This window comes from Streptomyces sp. CC228A (assembly GCF_021390935.1).
Taxonomy (GTDB): Bacteria; Actinomycetota; Actinomycetes; order Streptomycetales; family Streptomycetaceae; genus Streptomyces.
This window is the reverse complement of the sequence record NZ_JAJPUI010000001.1, coordinates 641819-664058: the sequence shown is the minus strand read 5'-3', so window position 1 is coordinate 664058 and position 22240 is coordinate 641819. Positions and strand designations below refer to the sequence as shown.

At 75.3% G+C, this 22240-nt stretch carries 17 protein-coding genes and 2 pseudogenes; 11 read left to right on the top strand and 8 right to left on the bottom strand.

The features are described from left to right. Nucleotides 1-68 precede the first annotated feature (68 nt). Entirely contained in the window at nt 69-1013 is a 945-nt protein-coding gene (gene tatC, locus L6E17_RS02980) for a twin-arginine translocase subunit TatC (RefSeq protein ID WP_236239195.1), read from the top strand. Nucleotides 1014-1128: 115 nt separating this feature from the next. Further along, a complete protein-coding gene (locus L6E17_RS02975) occupies nt 1129-3957 on the top strand; it encodes an RNA helicase (RefSeq protein WP_236239194.1) in 2829 nt (942 codons plus the stop codon). 307 nt (nt 3958-4264) lie between these two features. Here the strand turns inward: L6E17_RS02975 and L6E17_RS02970 are convergent, their stop codons facing one another. Next, nucleotides 4265-4756, bottom strand: coding sequence for a cation transporting ATPase C-terminal domain-containing protein (locus L6E17_RS02970; RefSeq protein ID WP_308315831.1), 492 nt, complete (start codon nt 4754-4756; stop codon nt 4265-4267). Nucleotides 4757-5524: 768 nt separating this feature from the next. On the opposite strand from L6E17_RS02970, the gene L6E17_RS02965 reads away from it, so the two are divergent. Next, nucleotides 5525-6172, top strand: a complete 648-nt coding sequence (locus tag L6E17_RS02965) for a MerR family transcriptional regulator (RefSeq protein ID WP_308315814.1) — start codon at nt 5525-5527, stop codon at nt 6170-6172. Between the two features lie 156 nt (nt 6173-6328). Here the strand turns inward: L6E17_RS02965 and L6E17_RS02960 are convergent, their stop codons facing one another. Both L6E17_RS02960 and L6E17_RS02955 read right to left on the bottom strand, forming a co-directional pair. Beyond that, the gene (locus L6E17_RS02960) at nt 6329-7180 is read right to left on the bottom strand and encodes a siderophore-interacting protein (protein ID WP_236239191.1); all 852 of its coding nucleotides are present in this window, start codon (nt 7178-7180) and stop codon (nt 6329-6331) included. Nucleotides 7181-7231: 51 nt separating this feature from the next. Continuing rightward, nucleotides 7232-8140 (bottom strand): 5'-3' exonuclease, encoded by a 909-nt coding sequence (locus L6E17_RS02955; RefSeq protein WP_236239622.1) that lies wholly within the window; start codon nt 8138-8140, stop codon nt 7232-7234. 136 nt (nt 8141-8276) lie between these two features. Between L6E17_RS02955 and L6E17_RS02950 the strand changes: the two genes are divergently transcribed. Together L6E17_RS02950 and L6E17_RS02945 are read left to right on the top strand one after the other, a co-directional pair. After that, entirely contained in the window at nt 8277-8837 is a 561-nt protein-coding gene (locus L6E17_RS02950; RefSeq protein ID WP_236239621.1) for a helix-turn-helix domain-containing protein, read from the top strand. Further along, nucleotides 8834-9564: pseudogene (locus L6E17_RS02945) on the top strand (helical backbone metal receptor). The gene L6E17_RS02950 and the pseudogene L6E17_RS02945 overlap by 4 nt, the downstream one beginning before the upstream one ends. Here L6E17_RS02945 and L6E17_RS02940 read toward each other — a convergent pair. Beyond that, nucleotides 9491-10527 (bottom strand): annotated as a pseudogene (locus L6E17_RS02940) (C4-dicarboxylate ABC transporter). The pseudogenes L6E17_RS02945 and L6E17_RS02940 overlap by 74 nt on opposite strands. Before the next feature lie 331 nt (nt 10528-10858). Here L6E17_RS02940 and L6E17_RS02935 point away from each other — a divergent pair. Next, nucleotides 10859-11767 carry a LysR family transcriptional regulator gene (locus L6E17_RS02935; protein WP_236239190.1) on the top strand — a complete coding sequence of 303 codons (909 nt, stop codon included), beginning with the start codon at nt 10859-10861 and terminating at the stop codon, nt 11765-11767. A gap of 459 nt (nt 11768-12226) precedes the next feature. Here the strand turns inward: L6E17_RS02935 and L6E17_RS02930 are convergent, their stop codons facing one another. The 3 genes from L6E17_RS02930 to L6E17_RS02920 all read right to left on the bottom strand — a co-directional run bounded on the left by L6E17_RS02930 (nt 12227) and on the right by L6E17_RS02920 (nt 15396). Continuing rightward, on the bottom strand, nt 12227-12916 hold the full coding sequence (locus L6E17_RS02930; protein WP_236239189.1) for a gamma-glutamyl-gamma-aminobutyrate hydrolase family protein: 690 nt from the start codon (nt 12914-12916) through the stop codon (nt 12227-12229). Between the two features lie 3 nt (nt 12917-12919). Beyond that, nucleotides 12920-14383, bottom strand: coding sequence for an ethanolamine permease (gene eat / locus L6E17_RS02925; RefSeq protein WP_236239188.1), 1464 nt, complete (start codon nt 14381-14383; stop codon nt 12920-12922). 272 nt (nt 14384-14655) lie between these two features. Then, entirely contained in the window at nt 14656-15396 is a 741-nt protein-coding gene (locus L6E17_RS02920) for a FadR/GntR family transcriptional regulator (protein WP_236239187.1), read from the bottom strand. A 78-nt stretch (nt 15397-15474) separates the two neighbouring features. Here L6E17_RS02920 and L6E17_RS02915 point away from each other — a divergent pair, with 78 nt between their 5' ends. Genes L6E17_RS02915 through L6E17_RS02895 form a run of 5 tightly spaced genes read left to right on the top strand, consistent with a single transcriptional unit; the run spans nt 15475 to nt 20039 of the window. Continuing rightward, the gene (locus L6E17_RS02915; RefSeq protein WP_236239186.1) at nt 15475-16881 is read left to right on the top strand and encodes a glutamine synthetase family protein; all 1407 of its coding nucleotides are present in this window, start codon (nt 15475-15477) and stop codon (nt 16879-16881) included. Nucleotides 16882-16901: 20 nt separating this feature from the next. Continuing rightward, nucleotides 16902-18290: an aldehyde dehydrogenase gene (locus L6E17_RS02910; RefSeq protein WP_236239185.1), complete on the top strand. Its 1389-nt coding sequence runs from the start codon at nt 16902-16904 to the stop codon at nt 18288-18290. 8 nt (nt 18291-18298) lie between these two features. Beyond that, nucleotides 18299-19096 carry a 3-oxoacyl-ACP reductase gene (locus L6E17_RS02905; protein ID WP_236239184.1) on the top strand — a complete coding sequence of 266 codons (798 nt, stop codon included), beginning with the start codon at nt 18299-18301 and terminating at the stop codon, nt 19094-19096. Between the two features lie 20 nt (nt 19097-19116). Further along, on the top strand, nt 19117-19440 hold the full coding sequence (locus L6E17_RS31340) for a DUF2510 domain-containing protein (RefSeq protein WP_374108978.1): 324 nt from the start codon (nt 19117-19119) through the stop codon (nt 19438-19440). Beyond that, nucleotides 19338-20039, top strand: a complete 702-nt coding sequence (locus L6E17_RS02895; RefSeq protein ID WP_374108977.1) for a hypothetical protein — start codon at nt 19338-19340, stop codon at nt 20037-20039. Before L6E17_RS31340 ends, L6E17_RS02895 begins: the two co-directional genes overlap by 103 nt. A gap of 87 nt (nt 20040-20126) precedes the next feature. Here L6E17_RS02895 and L6E17_RS02890 read toward each other — a convergent pair whose 3' ends face one another. Beyond that, complete coding sequence (locus tag L6E17_RS02890) at nt 20127-21329, bottom strand: amino acid deaminase/aldolase (RefSeq protein WP_236239183.1); 1203 nt, start codon at nt 21327-21329, stop codon at nt 20127-20129. Between the last annotated feature and the right edge of the window lie 911 nt (nt 21330-22240).

Genomic DNA, 22240 nt, shown 5'->3' with positions numbered 1-22240 from the left:
GTTCATCACAGGAAACGCTGACAGCTCGCCCGGTGTGCGGCTGCCTTCGACGAGACAAGGGACGTGGGTTGCTCAAGTCCGCCCGCAAGAAGGACAAGAAGGTCAGGGATCCCGAGGGGCGCATGCCCCTCGTCGAGCATCTGCGCGAACTGCGCAACCGGCTCGTGAAGTCCCTTCTTGCGATCGTACCGATCATGATCGTCATGCTGTTCTTCGCCAAGGACATCTCGACGTTCGTCAGTGATCCGGTGCCCAGGTGCGTCAGCCTTGAGCAGGCACAGCGGGAGCCGGGCAAGTGCGCCTACCTCGTCCAGCCCGGACTGACCTCCGCGTTCGCCACCTACATCAAGGTGGCGATCATGGCGTCGCTGCTCGTCGCGGCTCCGGTCTGGCTCTACCAGCTCTGGGCCTTCATCGCGCCCGGGCTGCACAGGAAGGAGAAGAAGTACGCCCTGACGACGGTGGCGGTCGGCACCCCCCTCTTCGCCCTGGGGGCCCTGCTCGCCTACTGGCTGCTGCCGCAGGCCGTGCTCATCCTGCTCTCCTTCAGCATCGAGGGATCGGTCAACCAGATCACCCTCGACGACATGGTCAGCATGAACATCAAGCTGACCCTGGCCTTCGGCCTGGCGTTCCAGCTCCCCGTGCTGCTGGCCCTGCTGAACGCAGGCGGCGTGCTGAGCGGCCGCCGCATGCTCAGCTGGTGGCGCGGCATGGTCATGGGCATCGCCGTGTTCTCCGCCATGGTGACGCCCACCGACCCGCTGTCGATGTTCGTCCTCGCCGTCCCCATGACGGGCCTCTACTTCGCCGCGGTCGCCTTCTCGATCCTCAACGACCGGCGCCGCGACACCCGCCGCGGTCCCGAGCTCGCCGACGACGAGGCATCCGAGCTCGACCTCACCCCGTCGGCACTGGAACCCACCGAGAGGGTCGCGCCCCAGCTGCCGCACCAGTCCACCGGTGACACCGCGCAGGACAACCGCCCCCACGGCTACGACGACGCCACCTGACGCGACACCGGGCAGGCCCCTCCGCCGTGCGGCACGGCGCCGGCGGAGGCGGCCGACCGAGGCCGAACAAACGCCAAGCTGAGTGTCAGTGCTGCCGGGTAGGCTCGATAGCACGATGACAGACGACCTCACACCAGCGGAAGCGTACGCGGCCGCACGGCGCAGGGCCGCCGAGCAGGCCACCGCGCTCCACGCCTTCCGTGATCTCTACGACTTCGAACTGGACCCGTTCCAGATCGAGGCATGCCGCGCCCTGGAGGACGGCAAAGGCGTGCTCGTCGCCGCGCCGACGGGCTCGGGCAAGACCATCGTCGGCGAGTTCGCCGTGCACCTCGCCCTCGCGCAGGGCCGCAAGTGCTTCTACACCACGCCCATCAAGGCGCTGTCGAACCAGAAGTACAACGACCTCGTCAAGCGCTACGGCCCCGGCAAGGTCGGCCTGCTCACCGGCGACAACAGCGTCAACTCCGACGCGCCGGTGATCGTGATGACCACCGAGGTCCTGCGCAACATGCTGTACGCCGGCTCCCAGGCGCTCGGCGGCCTCGGCTACGTGGTGATGGACGAGGTCCACTACCTCTCCGACCGGTTCCGCGGCGCGGTCTGGGAAGAGGTGATCATCCACCTGCCCGAGTCGGTGACGCTGGTGTCGCTCTCCGCGACCGTCTCCAACGCCGAGGAGTTCGGCGACTGGCTCGACACCGTCCGCGGCGACACCGAGGTGATCGTCTCCGAGACCCGGCCCGTGCCGCTGTGGCAGCACGTCCTGGCCGGGCGGCGGATCTACGACCTCTTCGAGGAGGAGACCGACCACGGCGGCCGCGGCGCCGCACGGCGCGAGGTCAACCCCGACCTGGTCCGCCTCGCCCGGATGGAGAACTCCCGCACGTACAACCCGCGCGACCGGCGCCGGGGGAAGATGGTCCGCGAGGCGGACCGGGAGCGGGAGCGCCGCCAGCGGTCCCGGATCTGGACACCGGGGCGCGCCGAGGTCATCGAGCGGCTCGACGCCGAGGGCCTGCTGCCCGCCATCACCTTCATCTTCAGCCGCGCCGGCTGCGAGTCCGCCGTCCAGCAGTGCCTCTACGCCGGGCTGCGGCTGAACGACGAGGAGGCCCGCCACCGGGTCCGCGAGATCGTCGAGGAGCGCACCGCCTCCATCCCGACCGAGGACCTGCACGTCCTCGGCTACTACGAGTGGCTGGAGGGCCTGGAGCGGGGCATCGCCGCGCACCACGCCGGCATGCTGCCGACCTTCAAGGAGGTCGTGGAGGAGCTCTTCGTCCGCGGCCTGGTCAAGGCGGTCTTCGCCACCGAGACCCTGGCGCTCGGCATCAACATGCCCGCCAGGTCCGTGGTGCTGGAGAAGCTCGTCAAGTGGAACGGCGAGCAGCACGCCGACATCACCCCCGGTGAGTACACGCAGCTCACCGGGCGCGCCGGGCGGCGCGGCATCGACGTCGAGGGCCACGCCGTCGTGCTGTGGCAGCGCGGCATGGACCCCGGGCACCTGGCCGGACTGGCCGGGACCCGCACCTACCCGCTGCGCTCCAGCTTCAAGCCGTCGTACAACATGGCGGTCAACCTCGTCGACCAGTTCGGCCGGCACCGTTCGCGGGAGCTGCTGGAGACCTCCTTCGCCCAGTTCCAGGCCGACCGGTCGGTCGTCGGCATCTCCCGGCAGGTGCAGCGCAACGAGGAGGGCCTGGAGGGCTACCGGGAGGGCATGACCTGCCACCTCGGGGACTTCGAGGAGTACGCGCGGCTGCGCCGCGAGCTGAAGGACCGGGAGAACGAGCTCGCCAAGCAGGGCGTCGCACAGCGGCGGGCCGCGGCGGCCACTGCCCTGGAGCGGCTCAAGCCCGGTGACGTCATCCACGTGCCGACCGGCAAGTTCGCCGGGCTCGCGCTGGTCCTGGACCCCGGCCTGCCCGGCGGGCGGTCCAACGGCCACCGCGGGCTGGACTACCACGACGGGCCGCGGCCGCTGGTGCTCACGGCGGAGCGGCAGGTCAAGCGGCTGGCGCCGATCGACTTCCCGGTACCGGTGGAGCCGGTCGAGCGGATGCGCATCCCGCGCTCCTTCAACCCGCGCTCCCCGCAGTCCCGCCGCGACCTGGCGTCGGCGCTGCGCACGAAGGCCGGCCACCTGGCGCCCGAGCGGCAGCGCAAGCGCCGGTCCGAGGCCGTCGACGACCGGGAGATCGCCCGGCTGCGCAAGGAGCTGCGCGCGCACCCCTGCCACGGGTGCGACGAGCGCGAGGACCACGCCCGCTGGGCGGAGCGCTACCACCGGCTGCAGCGGGACACGCGGCAGCTGGAGCGGCGCATCGAGGGGCGGACGAACACCATCGCCCGTACCTTCGACCGGATCGTCGCGCTGCTGACGGAGCTCGACTACCTGCGGGACGACGAGGTCACCGAGCACGGCAAGCGGTTGGCCCGGCTCTACGGCGAGCTGGACCTGCTGGCCAGCGAGTGCCTGCGGGCGGGCGTCTGGGAGGGCCTCGGCCCGGCCGAGCTGGCGGCCTGCGCGTCGGCGCTGGTGTACGAGGCGCGGCAGTCGGACGACGCGGTCGTCCCCAAGGTGCCGTCCGGCAAGGCGAAGACGGCGCTGGGCGAGATGGTGCGGATCTGGGGCCGGTTGGACGGGCTGGAAGAGGAGTTCCGCATCAACCAGGCGGAGGGCGTCGGCCAGCGCGAGCCGGACCTCGGCTTCGCCTGGGCCGCTCACCAGTGGGCGTCCGGCAAGGGCCTGGACGAGGTGCTGCGGGAGGCGGAGATGCCGGCGGGCGACTTCGTCCGCTGGTGCAAGCAGGTCATCGACGTCCTGGGCCAGATCGCGGCGGCCGCCCCCGCGGACGGCGGCACGGTCGCGAAGAACGCGCGCAAGGCCGTCGACGGGCTGCTGCGCGGCGTGGTCGCGTACAGCTCGGTGGGCTGACGCGCCGCCTGCGGGCGGCTGACGCCCGCAGGCCGACGCGGGCTTGCGGCATGGCCGTCGGGCTCCTGGGGTGGTCGGCTGATCGCCTGCGACCGAGTGCGCGGGGCCCGCGGGCATGTCGGGGCCGCCCGCGGAACGCCTCCGGCTTGCGGCCCGGTGGTCGGCGGCGGTCGGGTGGCCGGGCGTGGCCGGCGGCTCGGCAGGCGACCGGGTGGCCTCGGTATCCGCTCGGTGCCGCGCACCCGTTGGCCGCACCCTTCCGCTGCCGGCGCGTGGGGGCGCTGCGCCGACCCCGCCTGGCGCTCCGTCACATCGGCGCGCGCTGCGGGTACTTGTGTGCCGCGACGGCTGCCGAGGTGAGGGCCGCGACGCCCGCGATCCGCAGCCAGGAGTCCGCGCCCAGCGGAGCGGTGGGGAACAGCCGGTTCATCACCGGCAGGTAGGTCAGGGCCAGTTGGCCCGCGACCTGGACGAGGACGCCGCCGACCACCCACGGGTTGCTGAACCAGCCGATGCGCCGCACCGGGCGGCGCAGGGACCGGCAGCTGAAGAGGTGGACCAGTTCGACGGCCACGAACAGGTTCACGGCCGCGGTGCGGGCCTCCGCCAGATCGGAGCCCATGCCCTGCTCCCAGGAGAGCACCCACCAGCTGCCCGCCACCAGCAGAGCGGAGACCAGCAGCACGCGCACGACCGGTGTGCCGGTGAGCAGGGGCCTCGCCGGGTCGCGCGGAGCGCGGGTCATGATCCCGGGTTCCTTGGGTTCGAAGGCCGGTAGGCGCGGGTGGTCGTTTCGCACGGAGTGGGGGAGGCCCGCCTTGCGTGCGGCGACGAGGAGGGCGCCCTCGGTGGGGTCGCCCCGCAGCGCCGCCTCCTCCCCGGGAGAGGCCGCGCTGCGGGTCGGTCTCCATGGGCAGCACGACCTCGTGGGCGGCGAGGCCGTGGTGCGCGGCCGGAGCCAGGTGTCGAGGGGCACGGCGGCCTCCCATCCGGGCGGATGGCAGCGGCGGCTCCGCCCTGCGCGTACGTCCACGGTCACTCCGCCGCCGTCTCGGGGCCAGGGCCGCACGTCCCCGGCGGCGGGGATGCACGGCCCGGCCGCGGGCCGGGCGGCGGACCCCTCGCCGCCCCTGTGCCGGGGGCGGCGGGCTGTCGCCTGTGGGCGGAAGCACGGCGGGCGCGGAAGAGGGGCGGCAACGCGCCGGGGCGCATACGGGGATGCGGGCAGGTCCGCGGGCCGACAGGGACAGCCCGCGGGGCGGGGGCCTCTGCGCCCGGCGCGCTGCCCGGCGAACCCGGGACGCGCCTCCGGGCCGTTCACCGCGTACGGGCCGACCGTCGCCGGCGACACCCCTCCACGGCCTCGGCGACGCCCTCGCCGCCGCGGAGCGGTGCCCGTGGGCCCGGCCGGAGGGGAGCGGCTCGCGGTTCCGGGGCGGGCCCGTCCGGCGGGCCGGGCGGAGGACGGGGAGCGGCGCTTACCGTTGTCCGATAGCGGGACTGTCCGTGGTGGTGTCGCCCGGAAAAGGGGCGGACGTGGCAGGAGGGGGTGCGCGGCGGCGTGCGCGTGGGTGAGCTGAGCCGGCGGACCGGTGTGCCGGTGCCGACGATCAAGTACTACGTACGGGAGGGACTGCTGCACGCCGGGCGGTTGAGCAGCCCCAACCAGGCCGGCTACGACGAGTCGCACGTGCGCAGGCTGCGGCTCGTCCGGGCGCTCATCGACGTCGGCGGCTGCTCGGTGTCGGCCGTGCGGGGCGTCCTGGAGGCGGTGGAGGACCCGTCGCGGTCCGTGCACGAGGTGCTGGGGGCGGCGCACGACCACATGGCGCCGAAGCCCGGGGCGGAGCAGGACGAGGAAGGGGCGGAGGCGCGGGAGGAGGTGGTGGAGCTGATGCGGCGCAGGGGGTGGCGGGTCGAGGAGTCCGCCTCCGCGGTGCGGTCCCTGGCCGCCGCCCTGGCGGCGATGCGCCGGCTCGGGCATGCCCGGTTCGCCGCACACAACCTGGACGCCTACGCGGAGGCCGCCGAGCGCGTCGCCGCGGTGGACATCGCCTACGTGGCGGGAGAGCCGAGCCGTGAGGACGTGGTGGAGGCCGCCGTCGTCGGCACCGTCCTCGGGGACGTGGTCCTGTCGTCCCTGCGCCATCTGGCCCAGGCCGACGCCTCGGCCCGCCGGTACGGTGCGGGGCCGGTGCCCCCGGCGCCCGCGTGAGGGGACGGGGGACGACGTCGGCACTCTCGGCGGTGCCTTCCGCCCCCGGCGCCCGCGTAGGGGACGGGGCTGCCGGTGGGCGCCGCCAAGCGGGGGAGGCCGTCGTCGGCAGCGGTGGGCGGGGGCGCGGGTGAGGGCGACGCCCCCCCGCAGGGGCTACGCGGCTTCCTGTTCGCGTTCGATCCGGGCGTTCCACTCGCGCTTCACCGCGCGCCACGCCTCGTCCGTCTTGCCCAGGCGCCAGTAGCCCGAGATCGACAGCCGGTCGAGCGGGACGCCGCGGTCCCGGCGGAGGTGGCGGCGCAGCTCCTTCACGGCGCCGGCCTCGCCGTGGACGAAGGCGTGGACGCTGCCCGCCGGGAAGTCCAGGGCGCGGACCGCGGCGATCAGCGGTTCGCCGACCGGTGCGCCGCGCCGCGGCAGCCACTGGACGTGCGCGCCCGCGGGGGCGGCGATCTTCAGCTCGTCGTCCGGTTCCGCCACCTCGATGAACGCGTGCGCCACGGCGTCCTCCGGCAGCTGCTCCAGGGCGGCCGCGATGGCCGGCAGCGCGCTCTCGTCGCCGGCCAGCAGGTGCCAGTCCGCGTCCGGGTCCGGGGCGTAGCCGCCGCCAGGCCCGAGGAGCCGGACGGTGTCGCCGGCCTCGGCGCGCGCCGCCCAGGGGCCGGCGAGGCCCTCGTCGCCGTGCACCACGAAGTCCAGGGTGAGCTCCCGCTGCGCCGCGTCCCAGGCGCGCACGGTGTAGGTGCGCTGGGCCGGCCACTGGTCGCGGGGCAGTTCCGCCCGGATCCGCTCCAGGTCGAAGGGCTCGGGGTAGGTCACGCCCCGCGGCGGGAAGAGCAGCTTCACGTAGTGGTCCGTGTACCCGGACGTGGCGAACGCGGCCAGGCCGTCGCCGCCGACGACGATCCTCACCATGTGCGGAGCGATCCGCTCGGTGCGCAGCACCCGGGCCTCGTGCACCGCGGGTGCCTTGCGGGCCGGTTCGGCCGGTGTTTCGGACGCCACGGAGCTCTCCCCGTCCTCGACTGCGACTTAGGTATACCTAAGCTAACATCTTCACCGGGGGAGCGCCGTCAGCAGCCGGTCCAGTGAGCCGCCGAGCCCCCAGCGGTGCGCCAGCTCCTCCAGCGCCACCGGGTCCTTCGGCTCGCGGGGCAGCCCGGGGTCGAACTCCGGCAGCGGGACGTCGCTCGCGACCCGCACCACCCGCGGCGCCACCGCCACGTAGTCCCGCGCCTCCTCCAGCCGCTTGCGCTGGCCGGGTGTCAGCTTCGACCGGGGGTCGTCCAGCGCCGCCATGATCCCCGCGAGGTCGCCGAAGGCCGCCAGGAGCTTCGCCGCCGTCTTCTCCCCGATGCCGGGCACGCCCGGCAGCCCGTCGCTCGGGTCGCCGCGCAGCAGCGCCAGGTCCGCGTAACCGGGGCCGTCCACGCCGTACTTCTCCCGCAGCCACTCCCCGTCCGCTACCTGGAGCGTCCCCACGCCCTTCAGGGGGTACAGCACCCGCACGCCGCGTGCGTCGTCCACCAGCTGGTACAGGTCCCGGTCGCCGGTGACGATGTCCACCGGGCCCGCCGACCGCGTGGCGAGGGTCCCGATCACGTCGTCCGCCTCGTACCCGGCGACGCCGACCCGTGCGATGCCCAGCGCGTCCAGCACCGCCTCGATCACCGGCACCTGCGGGGACAGGGTGTCCGGCACCTCCTCCTCGTCGGCCTCCCCGGCGGGTGTCTCCACGGCCACCCGGTGCGCCTTGTACGAGGGGATCAGCGCGACCCGCCACTCGGGGCGCCAGTCGGCGTCCATGCAGGCCACCAGCTCGTCCGGCCGGTGGTCCTGCACGAGCCGGGCGATGAAGTCCAGCAGCCCCCGCACGGCGTTCACGGGTGTGCCGTCCGGGGCCCGCACGGTGTCGGGGACCCCGAAGTAGGCCCGGAAGTACAGGGAGGCGGTGTCCAGCAGCATCAGGCGTCGCGTCACACTCCGCATCATGCCGCACACCACTGACACCGGCCCCGCCCGGCCGCTTCGGCCGATTGCGCTACTCGGCGGTACTCCGGCTGCGTAAGGTGGATCGGTGAGCGAGGGAAGGGAGGGAATCATGCACGACGACAAGGAATCGCCCCGTGTGGGCGCGGCCGTCCGCAGGAGGCGCCGCGCGCTGTCGCTCACCCTCGCCGCGGTCGCGGAGCGCAGCGGCCTGTCCGTGCCTTTTCTCAGCCAGATCGAGAACGAGCGGGCCCGCCCGAGCACCCGGTCCCTGGAGTGCATCGCCGAGGCGCTGAAGACCACTGCCGTGGAGCTCCTCGACGCCGCCGACACCGCCCGCACCGTCGATGTCGTCCGCGCCGCCTCCGGCGCCGCCGACCCTGCCGCGCCCCCCGGCGTGCGCCCCCTGGTGCGCGGTGAGCACCAACTGCACGCCGACGAGTTCACCGGCGAGCACGACGCGGGACGGGAGATCGTCCTGCGCAACGACGCCCTGCTGTACGTCGCTGACGGCACCGTGGAGGTCGAGGCCGAGGGCCGCGCCTACCGGCTGGAGCGCGGCGACACCATGCACCTGTCCGGCGGCGTGCGGCACCGCTGGCGCGCCTCCGCGCCGGAGACCCGGCTGCTCGTCGTCGCCGTGGCCCCGCACATGGAGGCGTCGGCGCCGTGACCGCGCCGCGCGTCGTCTCCCTGGTGCCGTCCCTCACCGAGGCGGTCGCCGTCACCGCGCCCGGCCTCCTCGTCGGCGTCACCGACTGGTGCACCCACCCCGCCGACCTGGGCGGTGCCGCCCGGGTCGGCGGCACGAAGAACCCGGACACCACCGCGATCGCCGCCCTGCGCCCCGACCTCGTCCTCGCCAACGAGGAGGAGAACCGCGCCCCCGACCTCGCCGCGCTGCGGGCCGCCGGGATCGAGGTGCTGGTCACCGAGGTGCGGACCCTGGACCAGGCGCTGCGCGAGCTCGCCCGCGTCCTGGCCGCCTGCGGTGTCACCGGGCGGCCGCGCTGGCTGGACGACGCGGAGGCGGCCTGGGCCGACGTGCGCCCCGACGGCCCGCCGCGCCGCGCCGTGGTCCCGGTCTGGCGGCGGCCCTGGATGGTGCTCGGCCGCGACACCTTCGCCGGCGACCTGCTCGCGCGGCTGGGTGTGGCCAACGCGTACGCCGCCATCCCGACCGCTACCCGCGCGTCCCGCTCGACGAGCTGCGGGCCGCCGGTGCCGATCTGGTCGTCCTGCCCGACGAGCCGTACCGCTTCACCGCCGGCGACGGGCCCGAGGCGTTCCCCGGGCTGCCCGCCGCCCTCGTCGACGGCCGCCACCTCACCTGGTACGGGCCGTCCCTCGCCGAGGCGCCCGCGGTGCTGCGCCGGGCGCTGCGAGCAGCGCTCCGCTGACCAGCCCCGCACCGTCCCCGAGGCCGCCGCCAGCCACCCGGCCGCCAGCACGGCGAACAGCGCCACCGCGGCCCACCGCAGCGCCTCCAGACCCGTGTGACGCGCCAGCCCCTCCAGACCCGTCACACACGTCCCCACCGGGAACGTGAACGCCCACCACGTCATGGCGAAACCCATGCCGCGGCGGTGTGCCCGCAGCACCAGGGCCCCGCTCCAGGCCAGCCACAGCAGCGCGAACCCCAGGACCGGCAGCCCGAACACGGCCGCGAGCACCCCGCCGTACGGCAGGCGGGGCACCGCGTCCGCGAACGCGTTCACCGCCGTCGCCGACTGCCCCAGCGGACCCAGCACCAGCAGCAGCGCAGGCGTCAGCGCCGCCGCGGGAGGCCCGCCCAGCACCAACCGGCCGAACACCAGCGGCAGCACCAGGAGCGCCGCCAGCAGACTCATCCCGAACAGGGCCAGGCACCCCGCCAGCAGCGTCGCCCGCGCCTGCCCCGGCGGCAGGCGCACGGCGAGGAGCGGGCCGACCGCGGCCGACACCATCGGCGCGACCAGCGGCAGCAGCCACACCGGCGACGCCTCCTCCACCCGGTGCCGTACGACCATCAGGTACGGCACCGCCACCGCCGCCACCAGACCCGCCGCCGTCCCCGCCGCGAAGAGCGCCGCGCCCAGCGCCAGGGCCGCGTCCGCGCCGATCCAGTCCCGCCCCACCAGCAGCGTGCCGCCGCCCGCGGAGACCAGCGCCATCGCCGTGCAGCCGTGGAACGGCGCCGTGCCCGGGTCCCGCAGGTGCTCGCGCGCCCGGTCACGGTGGTACGCCCAGTGCAGCGCCCTGGCCGCCAGCAGGGCGGCCAGCAGCACCAGGGACAGCGCCCACATCGCCGCGCACACCGTCCGCAGGCCGGGCAGCCCGAGCGGCAGCCCGGCGCCCGCGCTACCGACGATCCCCGTGCCCATGACGACCGCGTACCAGTTCGGTCCCAGGTGCCGCACGTGCCGGAAGCGGCGGCCCCGAGCGGCCCGTCCGCCGGCGCCGGGCAAGCTCGCGGGGAGTCCCCAGGCCGCGGGTGGAGGTGCGGGCCGGTGCCTGCTCCCGGGGGCCCGCCGGGACAGGAGGGGGTGTCCCGTCCCGGCCCGGCACCGGCGCCGGAGGGGTCCCCGGGGGACTCGGCGGGCGAGGGCTGCGGGCGGGGGCCGGGGAGGACGGTTGCTGCCATGGCATCGAGCTTCGCGGCCCGTGTCCCGCCCGACCAGGGACCTTTTCCCTATGGCCCCATAAGCTGAGGTTATGAGCCTGTCGCATCGCGTGCCCGACCTGGGTGCCCTGGAACTCCTGCTCGCCGTCGCCCGGCACGGCAGCCTCGGCCGGGCCGCGCGCGAGCTGGGCATCACCCAGCCCGCCGCCAGCAGCCGCATCCGCTCCATGGAGCGGCAGCTCGGCGTCGCCCTCGTCGACCGCTCGCCGCGCGGCTCACGGCTCACCGACGCAGGCGCGCTCGTCACCGACTGGGCGCGGCGGGTGGTGGAGGCGGCCGAGGCGTTCGACGCCGGAGCGCAGGCCCTGCGCGACCGCAGGGACTCGCGGCTGCGGGTGGCCGCGTCGATGACCATCGCCGAGTACCTGCTGCCGGGCTGGCTGATCGCGCTGCGCGCCGAGCGCACGGACACCGCCGTGTCCCTCCGGGCCGGGAACTCGGCGGCGGTCGCGGCCCTCCTCCTGGACGGCGAGGCCGACCTCGGGTACGTGGAGGGGCTGGCCGTCCCGCAGGGTCTGCAGGGCGCGGTGGTGGCCCACGACAGGCTCCTCGTCGTCGCGGCCCCGGGGCACCGGTGGGCGCGGCGCCGCGTCCCCGTCACGCCCGCCGAACTGGCGACGACACCCCTGGTGCTGCGCGAGTACGGCTCAGGGACCCGCCAGGTCCTGGACTCGGCCCTCGCCGGGCACGGCGGCCTCGCCGCGCCGCTCATGGAGCTGGCGTCCACCACGGCCGTCAAGGCGGCGGCCGTGAGCGGGGCCGGTCCGGCTGTCCTCAGCGAACTGGCCGTCACGGAGGAGCTGACGTCGCGCCGGCTCGCGGAGGTCCCGGTCGAGGGCGTCGACCTGCGCCGCGCCCTGCGGGCGGTGTGGCCCCGCGGCACCCGCCCCACCGGACCGGCACGCGACCTGCTGTCCCTGTCCCGCGCGACGCGCGCGTAGCTGTGCGGGTCGAGCGGCTGGGGACGTTCCGGGGCGCGGACGTGCGCCGCGTGCGTGGAGGGCGCGGTTCGGCGTGAGCCGCGGGCTGGTGTGCCGTGCGAGCCGCGCGACGCGCGCGTAGCCGTGCGGGTCGAGCGGCTGGGGGACGCCCCCGGGGGCGCGGGCCCCGCGCCAACGCGCGCGTAGCCCGGCCTTCTGCGTCCGGCGCGGCGCGCGCGGGTGCCAGGGCCGGAGGGTGACCGCGCGGCGGGCGGGTGCGGCTCCGGCGGGCGGGGCCGGGTGCGGGGACGGCAGGCCGCCACGCGCGGGGGGCATGGCGGCACCGCGCCCCCGGCGTCACCCTCGTGCGGCGGTACGGCGGCACCGCGCCCCCGCCGTCACCCCCGTGCGGCGGCACGGCGGCACCGCGCCCCCGCCGTCACCCCCGTGCGGCGGCACGGCGGCACCGCGCCCCCGCCGTCACCCGGCGCCCGCGGCCGCCCGCACCAGTCCCTCCATCACCCGGAGGTCCTCGCCCATCTCCGGGTGCCACTGGACGCCCAGGACCCAGGCGTCCCCGGCCGCCTCCACGGCCTCCACCGTGCCGTCCTCCGCGTACGCCGAGGGCCGCAGACCCCGGCCCAGGCGGTCCACCGCCTGGTGGTGGTAGGTGGGGACCTCCGCCGCCTCGGGCACCAGCGCGCCGTAGCGGGTGCCGGGCACCGGCTTGACGGTGTGCCGGCCGAAGCAGCCGACGCGCTCCACATGACCGTCCAGGTGCTGCACCAGCGTCCCGCCGAGCGCCACGTTCAGCAGCTGCATGCCCCGGCACACGCCGAGCAGCGGCGTGCCCGCCGCCAGCGCGGCCTCGATCAGGGCCAGCTCCCAGGCGTCCCGCGCCCGGTCCGGAGGTCCCGTACGCGGGTCGGGCCGCGCCCCGTACCGCACCGGCTCCACGTCGGGGCCGCCCGCGACGACGAGCCCGTCCAGCCGGGCCACCGCCGCGGCCGCGGCCGACGGCGACGGGTCCGGCGGCAGCATCGCGGCGAGGCCGCCCGCGGCCTGCACCAGCCGGGGGTAGGCCGCGGGCAGCAGCGCCGCCGGCATGTCCCACACACCCCACGCCGCCGGGGCGAGATACGTCGTCACACCGATCAGTGGCCTGGCCACCCCTTACCCCTCTCCGCTGCGGTCCAGCTCCGCCTCGGCGGCCGCCAGCGCCGCGAACTCCTCCTCGGGGGCGCTCGCCACCAGGCGGTGCCGACTGTAGAACGCGAAGTACGCCACCGCGATCGCGTAGACGCCGAGTGCCGCGAAGGCGGCGTCCTCGTCCACCAGGAACGTCGCCACCAGGGCCGCCAGCGCCAGGACGAAGGCGACCGACGACGTCAGCACCCCGCCCGGGGTGCGGTAGGGCCGCTCCAGGTGCGGTTCGCGGCGCCGCAGCACGATGTGGGACAGCGCCATCAGCGCGTACGAGATGGTGGCGCCGAACACCGCCACGTTCAGCATCCGGGCGCCGTCCCCCGTCCACGCGGCCAGCGAGAAGCCGATCGCGCCGGGGATGAGCAGGCCCAGGTACGGCGCCTTCCGGCGGCTCGTCAGGGACAGGAAGCGCGGCAGGTAGCCGGCCCGGGACAGCGCGAACAGCTGGCGCGAGCCCGCGTAGATGAGCGAGAAGAACGACGCCACCAGGCCCGCGAGACCCGCGTAGTTGACGAAGCGGCTCAGCGCCGTCGGCCCGCCGTCCCCCTCCAGGGCCACCACCAGCGGATTGCCCGCGTCCTGGAGCGCGGCCGAGCCGCGCACGCCCGTCGCCGCCAGGAACGTCACCACGGCCAGCAGCACCAGCACGCCCATCGACAGGGACATCGCCTTCGGCATCGACCTGACCGGGTCCTTGGCCTCCTCGGCGGCCAGCGGCACACCCTCCACCCCCAGGAAGAACCACATGCCGAACGGGAACGCCGCCCAGATGCCCAGCAGCCCGTACGGCAGCCAGGAGCTCGCACCGAAGGCCTCCGGGTCCACCGGGATGTCGTCGAGCCCCGCCGCCCGGAACTCCGTGAACGCGCCCACCGCGAAGATCAGCAGGGCCGCCACCGCCACCGCCGTCACGACCAGGCTGAAGCGCAGCGCCTCGCCCACGCCCCACAGGTGGATGCCGATGAAGACGGCGAAGCAGACGAGGCCGACCGGCCACCCCGCGGTGAGCCCGAACAAGCCGAGCGACTCGACGTAGTCGCCGATGAAGAGGGAGATCGCGGCGGGCGCCAGGACGTATTCGATGAGGATCGCCGTGCCGGTGAGGAAGCCGCCCCACGGGCCGAGCGCCCGGCGGGCGAAGCCGTAGCCGCCGCCCGCCGCGGGCAGGATCGCCGACAGCTCGGCCAGCGAGAACACCAGGCACGCGTACATCGTGCCCATCAGCAGCGTCGCGATCGCCAGGCCGCCGAAGCCGCCCTCCGCGAGGCCGATGTTCCAGCCGGAGTAGTCCCCGGACACGACGTACCCCACGCCGAGCCCGGTCAGCAGCAGCCAGCCCGCGCTGCCCTGCCGCAGGGTGCGGCGCTTCAGGTAGTCGTCCTGCGGACGCGGCCCGCCCGTGGTCGTGCCCTCGGTGTCTTCCAGCGTCATGGCAGCGTCAGCCTCCGGCTCGGATCGAACCCCCGTCGACGGCCCAGCGGGCCGGCCCCGCGCCGCCGCGCCGGCCGCACGGACCGGCCACGGGAGCGCCCCAGGGGCCGACCCAATGGAATGGCCCCATACCTTTGCGGTGGCCCGCACCGCTGCGCAAGACCCGTGCGCGACTTTCACCCGGCGCGCCCGCTCGCGCCCGGTTCCCCGCGGTCGCGCCAGGGCGCCCCGCAGCGGCGGCGCCGCCCCCGCCCGCGTCCGCTCCCGCGGGGTCACGCCAGAAAGCCCCGCAGCAGCGCCGCCGTCCCCGCGCAGTGCTCCCGCGCCACCTCCCGGGCGGCCTCCGCGTCGCCCTCCAGCACCGCTTCGACCAGCGCGTCGTGCTGGTGCTGGGCGTGCTCCAGGTTCCGCACCAGCAGGGGGATGCCGTCCAGCAGGTCGTTCACCGTCGCCCGCACCGCGGCGTACTGCGCGGTCAGCGTCGGCGAGCCCGACAGCTCGGCGAGCGCCAGGTGCAGCAGCGTGTCCCGCCGCCGGTAGTCCTCCAGGGGCGCGTCGTGCGTGGCCCGCAGGGCCGCCCGCAGCCGCCGCGCCTCCCCGCCGGTCAGCCCTTGCGCCGCGCACAGCCCTGCCGCGCCGGTCTCCAGCACCTCCCGGAACCGCAGCGTGTCCTCCAGGTCCACCGCCGCGATCCGGCGCCGCAGCTCCTGCTCGCCCGGCTCCCGTTCGCGGCGCAGCACGAACGTCCCGCCGTACCGGCCGCGCCGGCTCTCCACGAGCCCCTGCTCCTGGAGCACCTTCAGCACCTCGCGCAGCGTCACCCGGCTGACGCCGAGGCGCTCCGCGAGCTCCCGCTCGGCGGGCAGCCGCCCGCCCGCCGGCACCAGGCCGAGCCGTACCACCTGGAGGATCTGGGCCAGCGCCTCCTCGAAGCCGTTGCCCGCCCGCACCGGCCGCAGCACGGGCGTCAACGGATCGGCGGCCTGCCCCCGATCGGGCGCCTCTTCGATCATCGGGCCCCCTCCTCTTCCCAAGCAATGGTTCTCACCCATACCTTATGGCTCCCGGCTGACCCAAGGAGGATCCACCCCGTGGCAGACCGCAGCAAGGCCGTACACCCCCAGGCGGACCGCACCCCGCCCCTCTCCGTCGAGGAACTGCACGCCCTCGTGGCCGGCGGCACCGTCGACACCGTCGTCCTGGCCTTCCCCGACATGCAGGGCCGCCTCCAGGGCAAGCGCTTCGCCGCCCGCTTCTTCCTCGACGAGGTCCTGGAGCACGGCACCGAGGGATGCAACTACCTCCTCGCCGTCGACCCCGACATGAACACCGTCGACGGCTACGCCATGTCCTCCTGGTCCACCGGCTACGGGGACTTCGCCCTGCGCCCCGACCCGGCCACCCTCCGCCGCATCCCCTGGCACCCCGGCACCGCACTGCTCCTCGCCGACCTCACCTGGCACGACGGCGCCCCCGTCACCGCTTCCCCCCGCCACATCCTGCGCCGCCAGCTCGACCGCCTCGCCGCCCACGGCTACACCGCCCACGTCGGCACCGAGCTGGAGTTCATCGTCTTCACCGACAGCTACGAGCAGGCCTGGGACGCCGACTACCGCGGGCTCACCCCCGCCAACCGGTACAACGTCGACTACTCGATCCTCGGCACCGGCCGGGTCGAGCCCCTGCTGCGGAGGCTGCGCAACGACATGGCGGGCGCCGGCCTCACCGTCGAGTCCGCCAAGGGCGAGTGCAACCCCGGCCAGCACGAGATCGCCTTCCGCTACACCGACGCCCTCACCACCTGCGACCAGCACGCCGTCTACAAGACGGGCGCCAAGGAGATCGCCGCCCAGGAAGGCGTCTCCCTCACCTTCATGGCGAAGTACAACGAACGCGAGGGCAACTCCTGCCACATCCACCTCTCCCTCCAGGACGCCGACGGCCGCAACGCCCTGGCCGGCGACGGCCCGGCCGGCACCCCCGCCGCCCTGTCCCCCCTGATGCGGCACTTCCTCGCCGGACAGCTCGCGGCCCTGCGCGAGTTCTCCCTGCTCTACGCGCCCAACATCAACTCGTACAAGCGCTTCCAGCCGGGCTCCTTCGCCCCCACCGCCGTGGCCTGGGGCCACGACAACCGCACCTGCGCCCTGCGGGTCGTCGGCCACGGCCCCTCCACCCGCTTCGAGAACCGCCTGCCCGGCGGGGACGTCAACCCGTACCTCGCCGTCGCCGGCCTCGTCGCCGCCGGCCTGCACGGCATCGAGCAGCAGCTCGACCTGCCCGAGCCCTGCGCGGGCAACGCGTACGAGGACGCCCGCGAACACGTCCCCACCACCCTGCGCGAGGCCGCCGAGCTGTGGGAGAACAGCACCCTCGCCAAGGCCGCCTTCGGAGACGAGGTCGTCGCCCACTACCGCAACATGGCCCGCGTCGAACTCGACGCCTTCGACGCCGCCGTCACCGACTGGGAGCTGCGCCGCTCCTTCGAACGCCTGTGACCACCCGTGAGGACGGACCCATGACCGACACACCCGACGAGCTCCAGGTCCTCAACCCCGCCACCGAGGAACCCGTCGCGACCGTCCCCGCCGCGACCGCCGCCGACGTGGACGCCGCCGTCCGCCGCGCCGCCGCGGCCCAGCGCACCTGGGCCGCCCTCGCGCCGGGCGACCGGGCCAGGCTGCTGCGCCGGTTCGCCGCCGCCGTCGACGGGCACCTGGAGGAACTGGCCCTGCTGGAGGTCCGCGAAGCCGGGCACACCCTCGGCAACGCCCGCTGGGAGGCCGGGAACGTCCGCGACCTGCTCGACTACGCCGCCGGGGGAGTGGAGCGGCTGACCGGCCGACAGATCCCCGTACCCGGCGGCGTCGACGTCACCTTCCTCGAACCGCTCGGCGTGGTGGGCGTCATCGCCCCCTGGAACTTCCCCATGCCGATCGCCGCCTGGGGCACCGCGCCCGCCCTCGCCGCCGGCAACGCCGTCGTCCTCAAACCCGCCGAGACCACCCCCCTCACCGCGCTGCGCCTCGCCGAGCTGGCCCTCGACGCAGGTCTGCCCGAGCACCTCTTCCAGGTGCTGCCCGGCCGCGGGCCGGTCGCGGGCGCCGCGCTCGTCGAGCACCCCGGCGTGGCGAAGATCGTCTTCACCGGCTCCACCCGTGTCGGCAGGGGCATCATGGCGGCCTGCGCCGCCCGGACGAAGCGGGTCACGCTGGAACTCGGCGGCAAGAGCCCCAACATCGTCTTCGCCGACGCCGACATCGAGGCCGCCGCCCTCGCCGCGCCCATGTCCTTCCTCGACAACAGCGGCCAGGACTGCTGCGCCCGCACCCGCATCCTCGTGCAGCGCAGCGTCCACGACCGCTTCCTCGAACTCCTCGCCCCCGCGGTCGAGAAGGTCGTCGTCGGCGACCCCGCCGACGAGCGGACCGAGATGGGCCCCCTCATCTCCCGTTCCCAGCTCGACCGCGTCCGCTCGTACGTCCCCGAGGACGGCGCGGGCACCGCCGTGCGCGGCAGCGCCCCCGACGGCCCCGGGTTCTGGTACCCGCCGACCGTCCTCACCGGCCTCGCCCCCGACGCGCCCGCCGCCACCGAGGAGATCTTCGGGCCCGTCGCCGTCGTCCTGCCCTTCGACGACGAGGCCGACGCCGTACGCCTCGCCAACGCCACCGACTACGGCCTCTCCGGCTCCCTGTGGACCCGCGACGTCGGCCGCGCCCTGCGCGTCGCCCAGGCGGTCCAGGCGGGCAACCTGTCCGTCAACTCGCACTCCAGCGTCCGCTACTGGACCCCCTTCGGCGGCTACAAGCAGTCCGGCATCGGCCGCGAGCTCGGCCCCGACGCCCTCACCGCCTTCACCGAGACCAAGAACGTCTTCATCAGTACGCACCCCACGGAAGGCTGACGCAGCGCATGACCGACCACGAGCACGCCACCGAGAGCATCTGCCGCCGCCTCGTCGGCCGCACCGCCGTCGTCACCGGCGCCGGCAGCGGCATCGGCCTGGCCACCGCCCGCCGCCTCGCCTCCGAAGGCGCCCGCGTCGTGTGCGGCGACATCGACGAGAAGGCCGGCAAGGCCGCCGCAGACGAGGTCGGGGGCCTCTTCGTACGCGTCGACGTCACCGACCCCGAGGAGGTGGAGGCCCTCTTCAAGGCCGCCTACGACACGTACGGCAGCGTCGACGTCGCCTTCAACAACGCCGGCATCTCCCCGCCCGACGACGACTCCATCCTGGACACCGGCCTCGACGCGTGGAAGCGCGTCCAGGAGGTCAACCTCACGTCCGTCTACCTCTGCTGCAAGGCCGCCATCCCCTACATGCGCCGCCAGGGAAGGGGCTCCATCATCAACACGGCCTCCTTCGTGGCCCGCATGGGCGCGGCGACCAGCCAGATCTCGTACACCGCGTCCAAGGGAGGCGTCCTCGCCATGTCCCGGGAGCTCGGCGTGCAGTTCGCCCGCGAAGGGATCCGCGTCAACGCCCTGTGCCCCGGACCCGTCGACACCCCGCTGCTGCGGGAGCTGTTCGCGAAGGACCCGGAGCGGGCCGCCCGCCGCCTCGTCCACATCCCGCTGGGGCGGTTCGCGCGGGCCGAGGAGATCGCGGCGGCCGTGGCGTTCCTGGCGAGCGACGACTCCTCCTTCGTCAACGCCACCGACTTCCTCGTCGACGGCGGAATCGCGGGTGCGTACGTCACCCCGCTCTGAGCGCTCGTTACGCTGACCGCATGAGCATGACGACGCCGCCCGGCTGGTACCCGGACCCCGCCGCCCCCACCGTCGAACGCTGGTGGGACGGCACCGCGTGGACCGCACACACCCGCCCGCCGGGCGGCGCGCACCCGGCCGGGCCCCGGCGGCCGCCGCCCCGCCGCGGCGCGGCCGGCGCACCGCCCTGGCCGCCGCCGCTGCCGTGGCCGCGGCGGCGGTCGCCGTCACCGCCTTCCTGGTGCTGCGCCCCTCCGGCGGCGAACCGGACGCCGGTGGGGCGGCGGGCCCCGGCACCACCTCCCCGGCGCCGTCGCCGAGCGGCTCCGGCACCCCCTCGGTGAAGCCCTCCGACCCGGTCGGGGCTGACGCTCCCACCGCGTTCGTCGACCAGCTCAACGGCATCACCATGCCCCTCCCGGACGGCTGGGAGGTCCCCCAGTACGGTGCGTACCAGGCCGCCACCATGGCCACCGTCGACTCCTTCCGCTGCCCCGAGGGCGGCCGGTTCTGCCGCTACGGCACGGTCAGCTCCCGCACGGTGACCAGCGGCCAGGGCACCCCCCAGGAGATGGCCCAGGACGACATCGCCAGGGCCGCCGAGGAGGCTTTCGGCGAGGACGGCCTGGGCGTCTCGCCGTACGGCGGCATCACCTCCCACAAGGTGGTCGACCAGCGCCAGGCCGTCGCCGCGGGCCGCACCGGATACCTGGTGCGCTGGCAGGTCGCGACCGGCAAGGGCCAGGGCGGCTACGTCCAGTCGCTGGTCTTCCCCTCGCCGACCGGCGACGGCGCCCCCGTCGTCGTGCGCTTCGCCTTCACCGCCGGCGAGGGCATGCCGAAGCTGTCGCTCATGGACGAGATCACCCGGGGCATCCGCCCGATCGGCAGCGCCACGGGCGGCGGCGTCGGCAGCAGCATCGCCCCCGGACAGGAGGGCTGAACCCCGCCGGACGGGGTGCGAGGGCGGCAGGGCGCGGGCCGGGGGTCGGCGGCGCGGGCACCGGGGGCGGCGCGGGCCGGGGGCGGGCTAGAGGAACGTACGCCCCTCGCCCCGGTACGTGGGCACCGTCCCGGTCACCCGGTCGCCCTCCACCAGGTGCAGCCGCTCGAACCGTTCGCACAACTCGCCCGCCTTGGCATGGCGGAACCACACCTTGTCCCCGATGAGCAGGTCGTCGGCGGCCGAGCCCAGCAGCGGCGTCTGCACCTCGCCGGCCCCCTCCAGCGGGTCGTAGCGCAGCCCCTCCGGCAGGTACGGCACGGGCAGCCGGTCCTGCCCCGCCGCACCCGACGCCGGGTACCCGCCGCCCAGCACCGTCACCACGCCCACCCCGGGCCGGCGCACCACGGGGAGCGCGAACAGCGCCGCCGGGCGGCCCGCGAACGACGAGAAGTCGTCGAACAGCCGCGGCACGTACAGCCCCGACCCCGCGGCGACCTCCGTCACCGCGTCCTCCGCGACCGTGTACTGCACGCTGCCGGTGCCGCCGCCGTTGACGAACTCCAGGTCGGGCTCCACCGACCGGACCGCCGCCACCACCGCCGCACGCCGCTCCGCGACCTCCCGCCGCGCCACCGCCTGCATCAGCCGCACCCCGCGGGACCGCAGCGGACGCCCCGCCACCGCGTCCCCCACACCCGCCACATGCCCCTCGTACGCCATCAGCCCCACGAGACGGAACCCCGGCCGGCGCTGCACCGACCGGGCCAGTTCGGCGAGGTGCGCCGGCTCCCGGAGGGGGGAGCGGCGCGCGCCGATCCGCAGCCGCCCGCCGAACAGCCGCAGCGACGTGTCCAGTTCGAGGCAGACCCGCACCTCCTCGCGCCCGTCCCCGCGCGCCCGGTCGATGAGGTCGAGCTGCGCCGGGTCGTCCACCATCACGGTCACGGCGCGCGCCAGCTTGGCGTCCGAGGCCAACTCCGCGTAGCCGGCGCGGTCCGCCGACGGGTAGGCGAGGAGCACGTCGTCCACTCCGCAGCGGGCCAGCCACAGCGACTCGTCCAGCGTGAAGGCCATCACACCCGCGAACCCCGGGCGCGCCAGCACCCGTTCCAGCAGGGCCCGGCAGCGCACCGACTTGGACGCGACCCGGATCGGTTTGCCCGCGGCCCGGCGCAGCAGGTCGTCGGCGTTGGCGTCGAACGCCTCCAGGTCCACGAGGGCGAGCGGGGCGTCGAGATGGGCGGTGGCCCGGTCGTAGCGGGCCCGGTCGGCTGCGCGGGGAGTCATGCGCCGAGCGTGCCAGAAGCGGCTACCACGGGGTAGGGGGTGAGGAGGGGACGTTCCGGTCAGAACCGTCCGGGCCTGCGGACGCGTTGCCGCGACGACGGCCGCAGCCTTTAGAGTGACGCCTACACGCCGGCAAACCGGGCTGCCCCGGCGGCGTTCCGGTACGACGACGATGGGGGGCGGATGAGCACCGGGACACCCCGCCCGCAGCAGCCCGAGGCGCCCGCGGAGACCACGACCCGCCTCCGCGCCATACGGGACCTGCCGGCGCCCGGCCCCGTGCCCTCCCCCTCCCGCGACCTGCCGGCGCCCGGCCCCGTGCCCGCTCCGTCCGGCGACCTGCCGGCGAGCGCATCCGGACCGGCCTCGTCCCGCGAGCTACCCGCGCCCGGTCGCGTACCGGTTCCTTCCCGTGACGTGCCGACGACCGGTGCCGCTTGCGCCTTGTCCGGCGGCCGGCCGTCGAGCCGCCCCGCCGGCGGCTCGACCGGTGGCCTGCCGCCGAGCCGTCCCGGACCTGCCTCGTCCGGTGACCTGCCCGTGCCCGGTCGCGTACCGGCTCCGTCCCGTGAGCTCCCGGCGACGGGTACCGCCCCGGCCCAGGTCCCGCCGCCGCCTGCGCCCCACGCCCCGGTCCTTCCGCCGCCCTCCGTGGAGACCGCCCCGGGCCTTCCGTCCGCCCCGCAGGCATCCGAGCGGGCACCGCACGCCGAGTCGGCACCGCCGCCGGCTCCGCGGCGCAGGCCCGTCCTCGGAGTGCCGGCTGCGGCCGGCTGCGACACGGCCCCGGCGGGGCCGGCCATACCCCCGCACCCGGACCGCGCCCCCTCGGCGGCCCGCCGGCACGAGGCCCCGTACCGGGAAGCAGACTCCTCGCCGCCCCCGCCCCCGGCGGGCCCTTCCACGGCGGC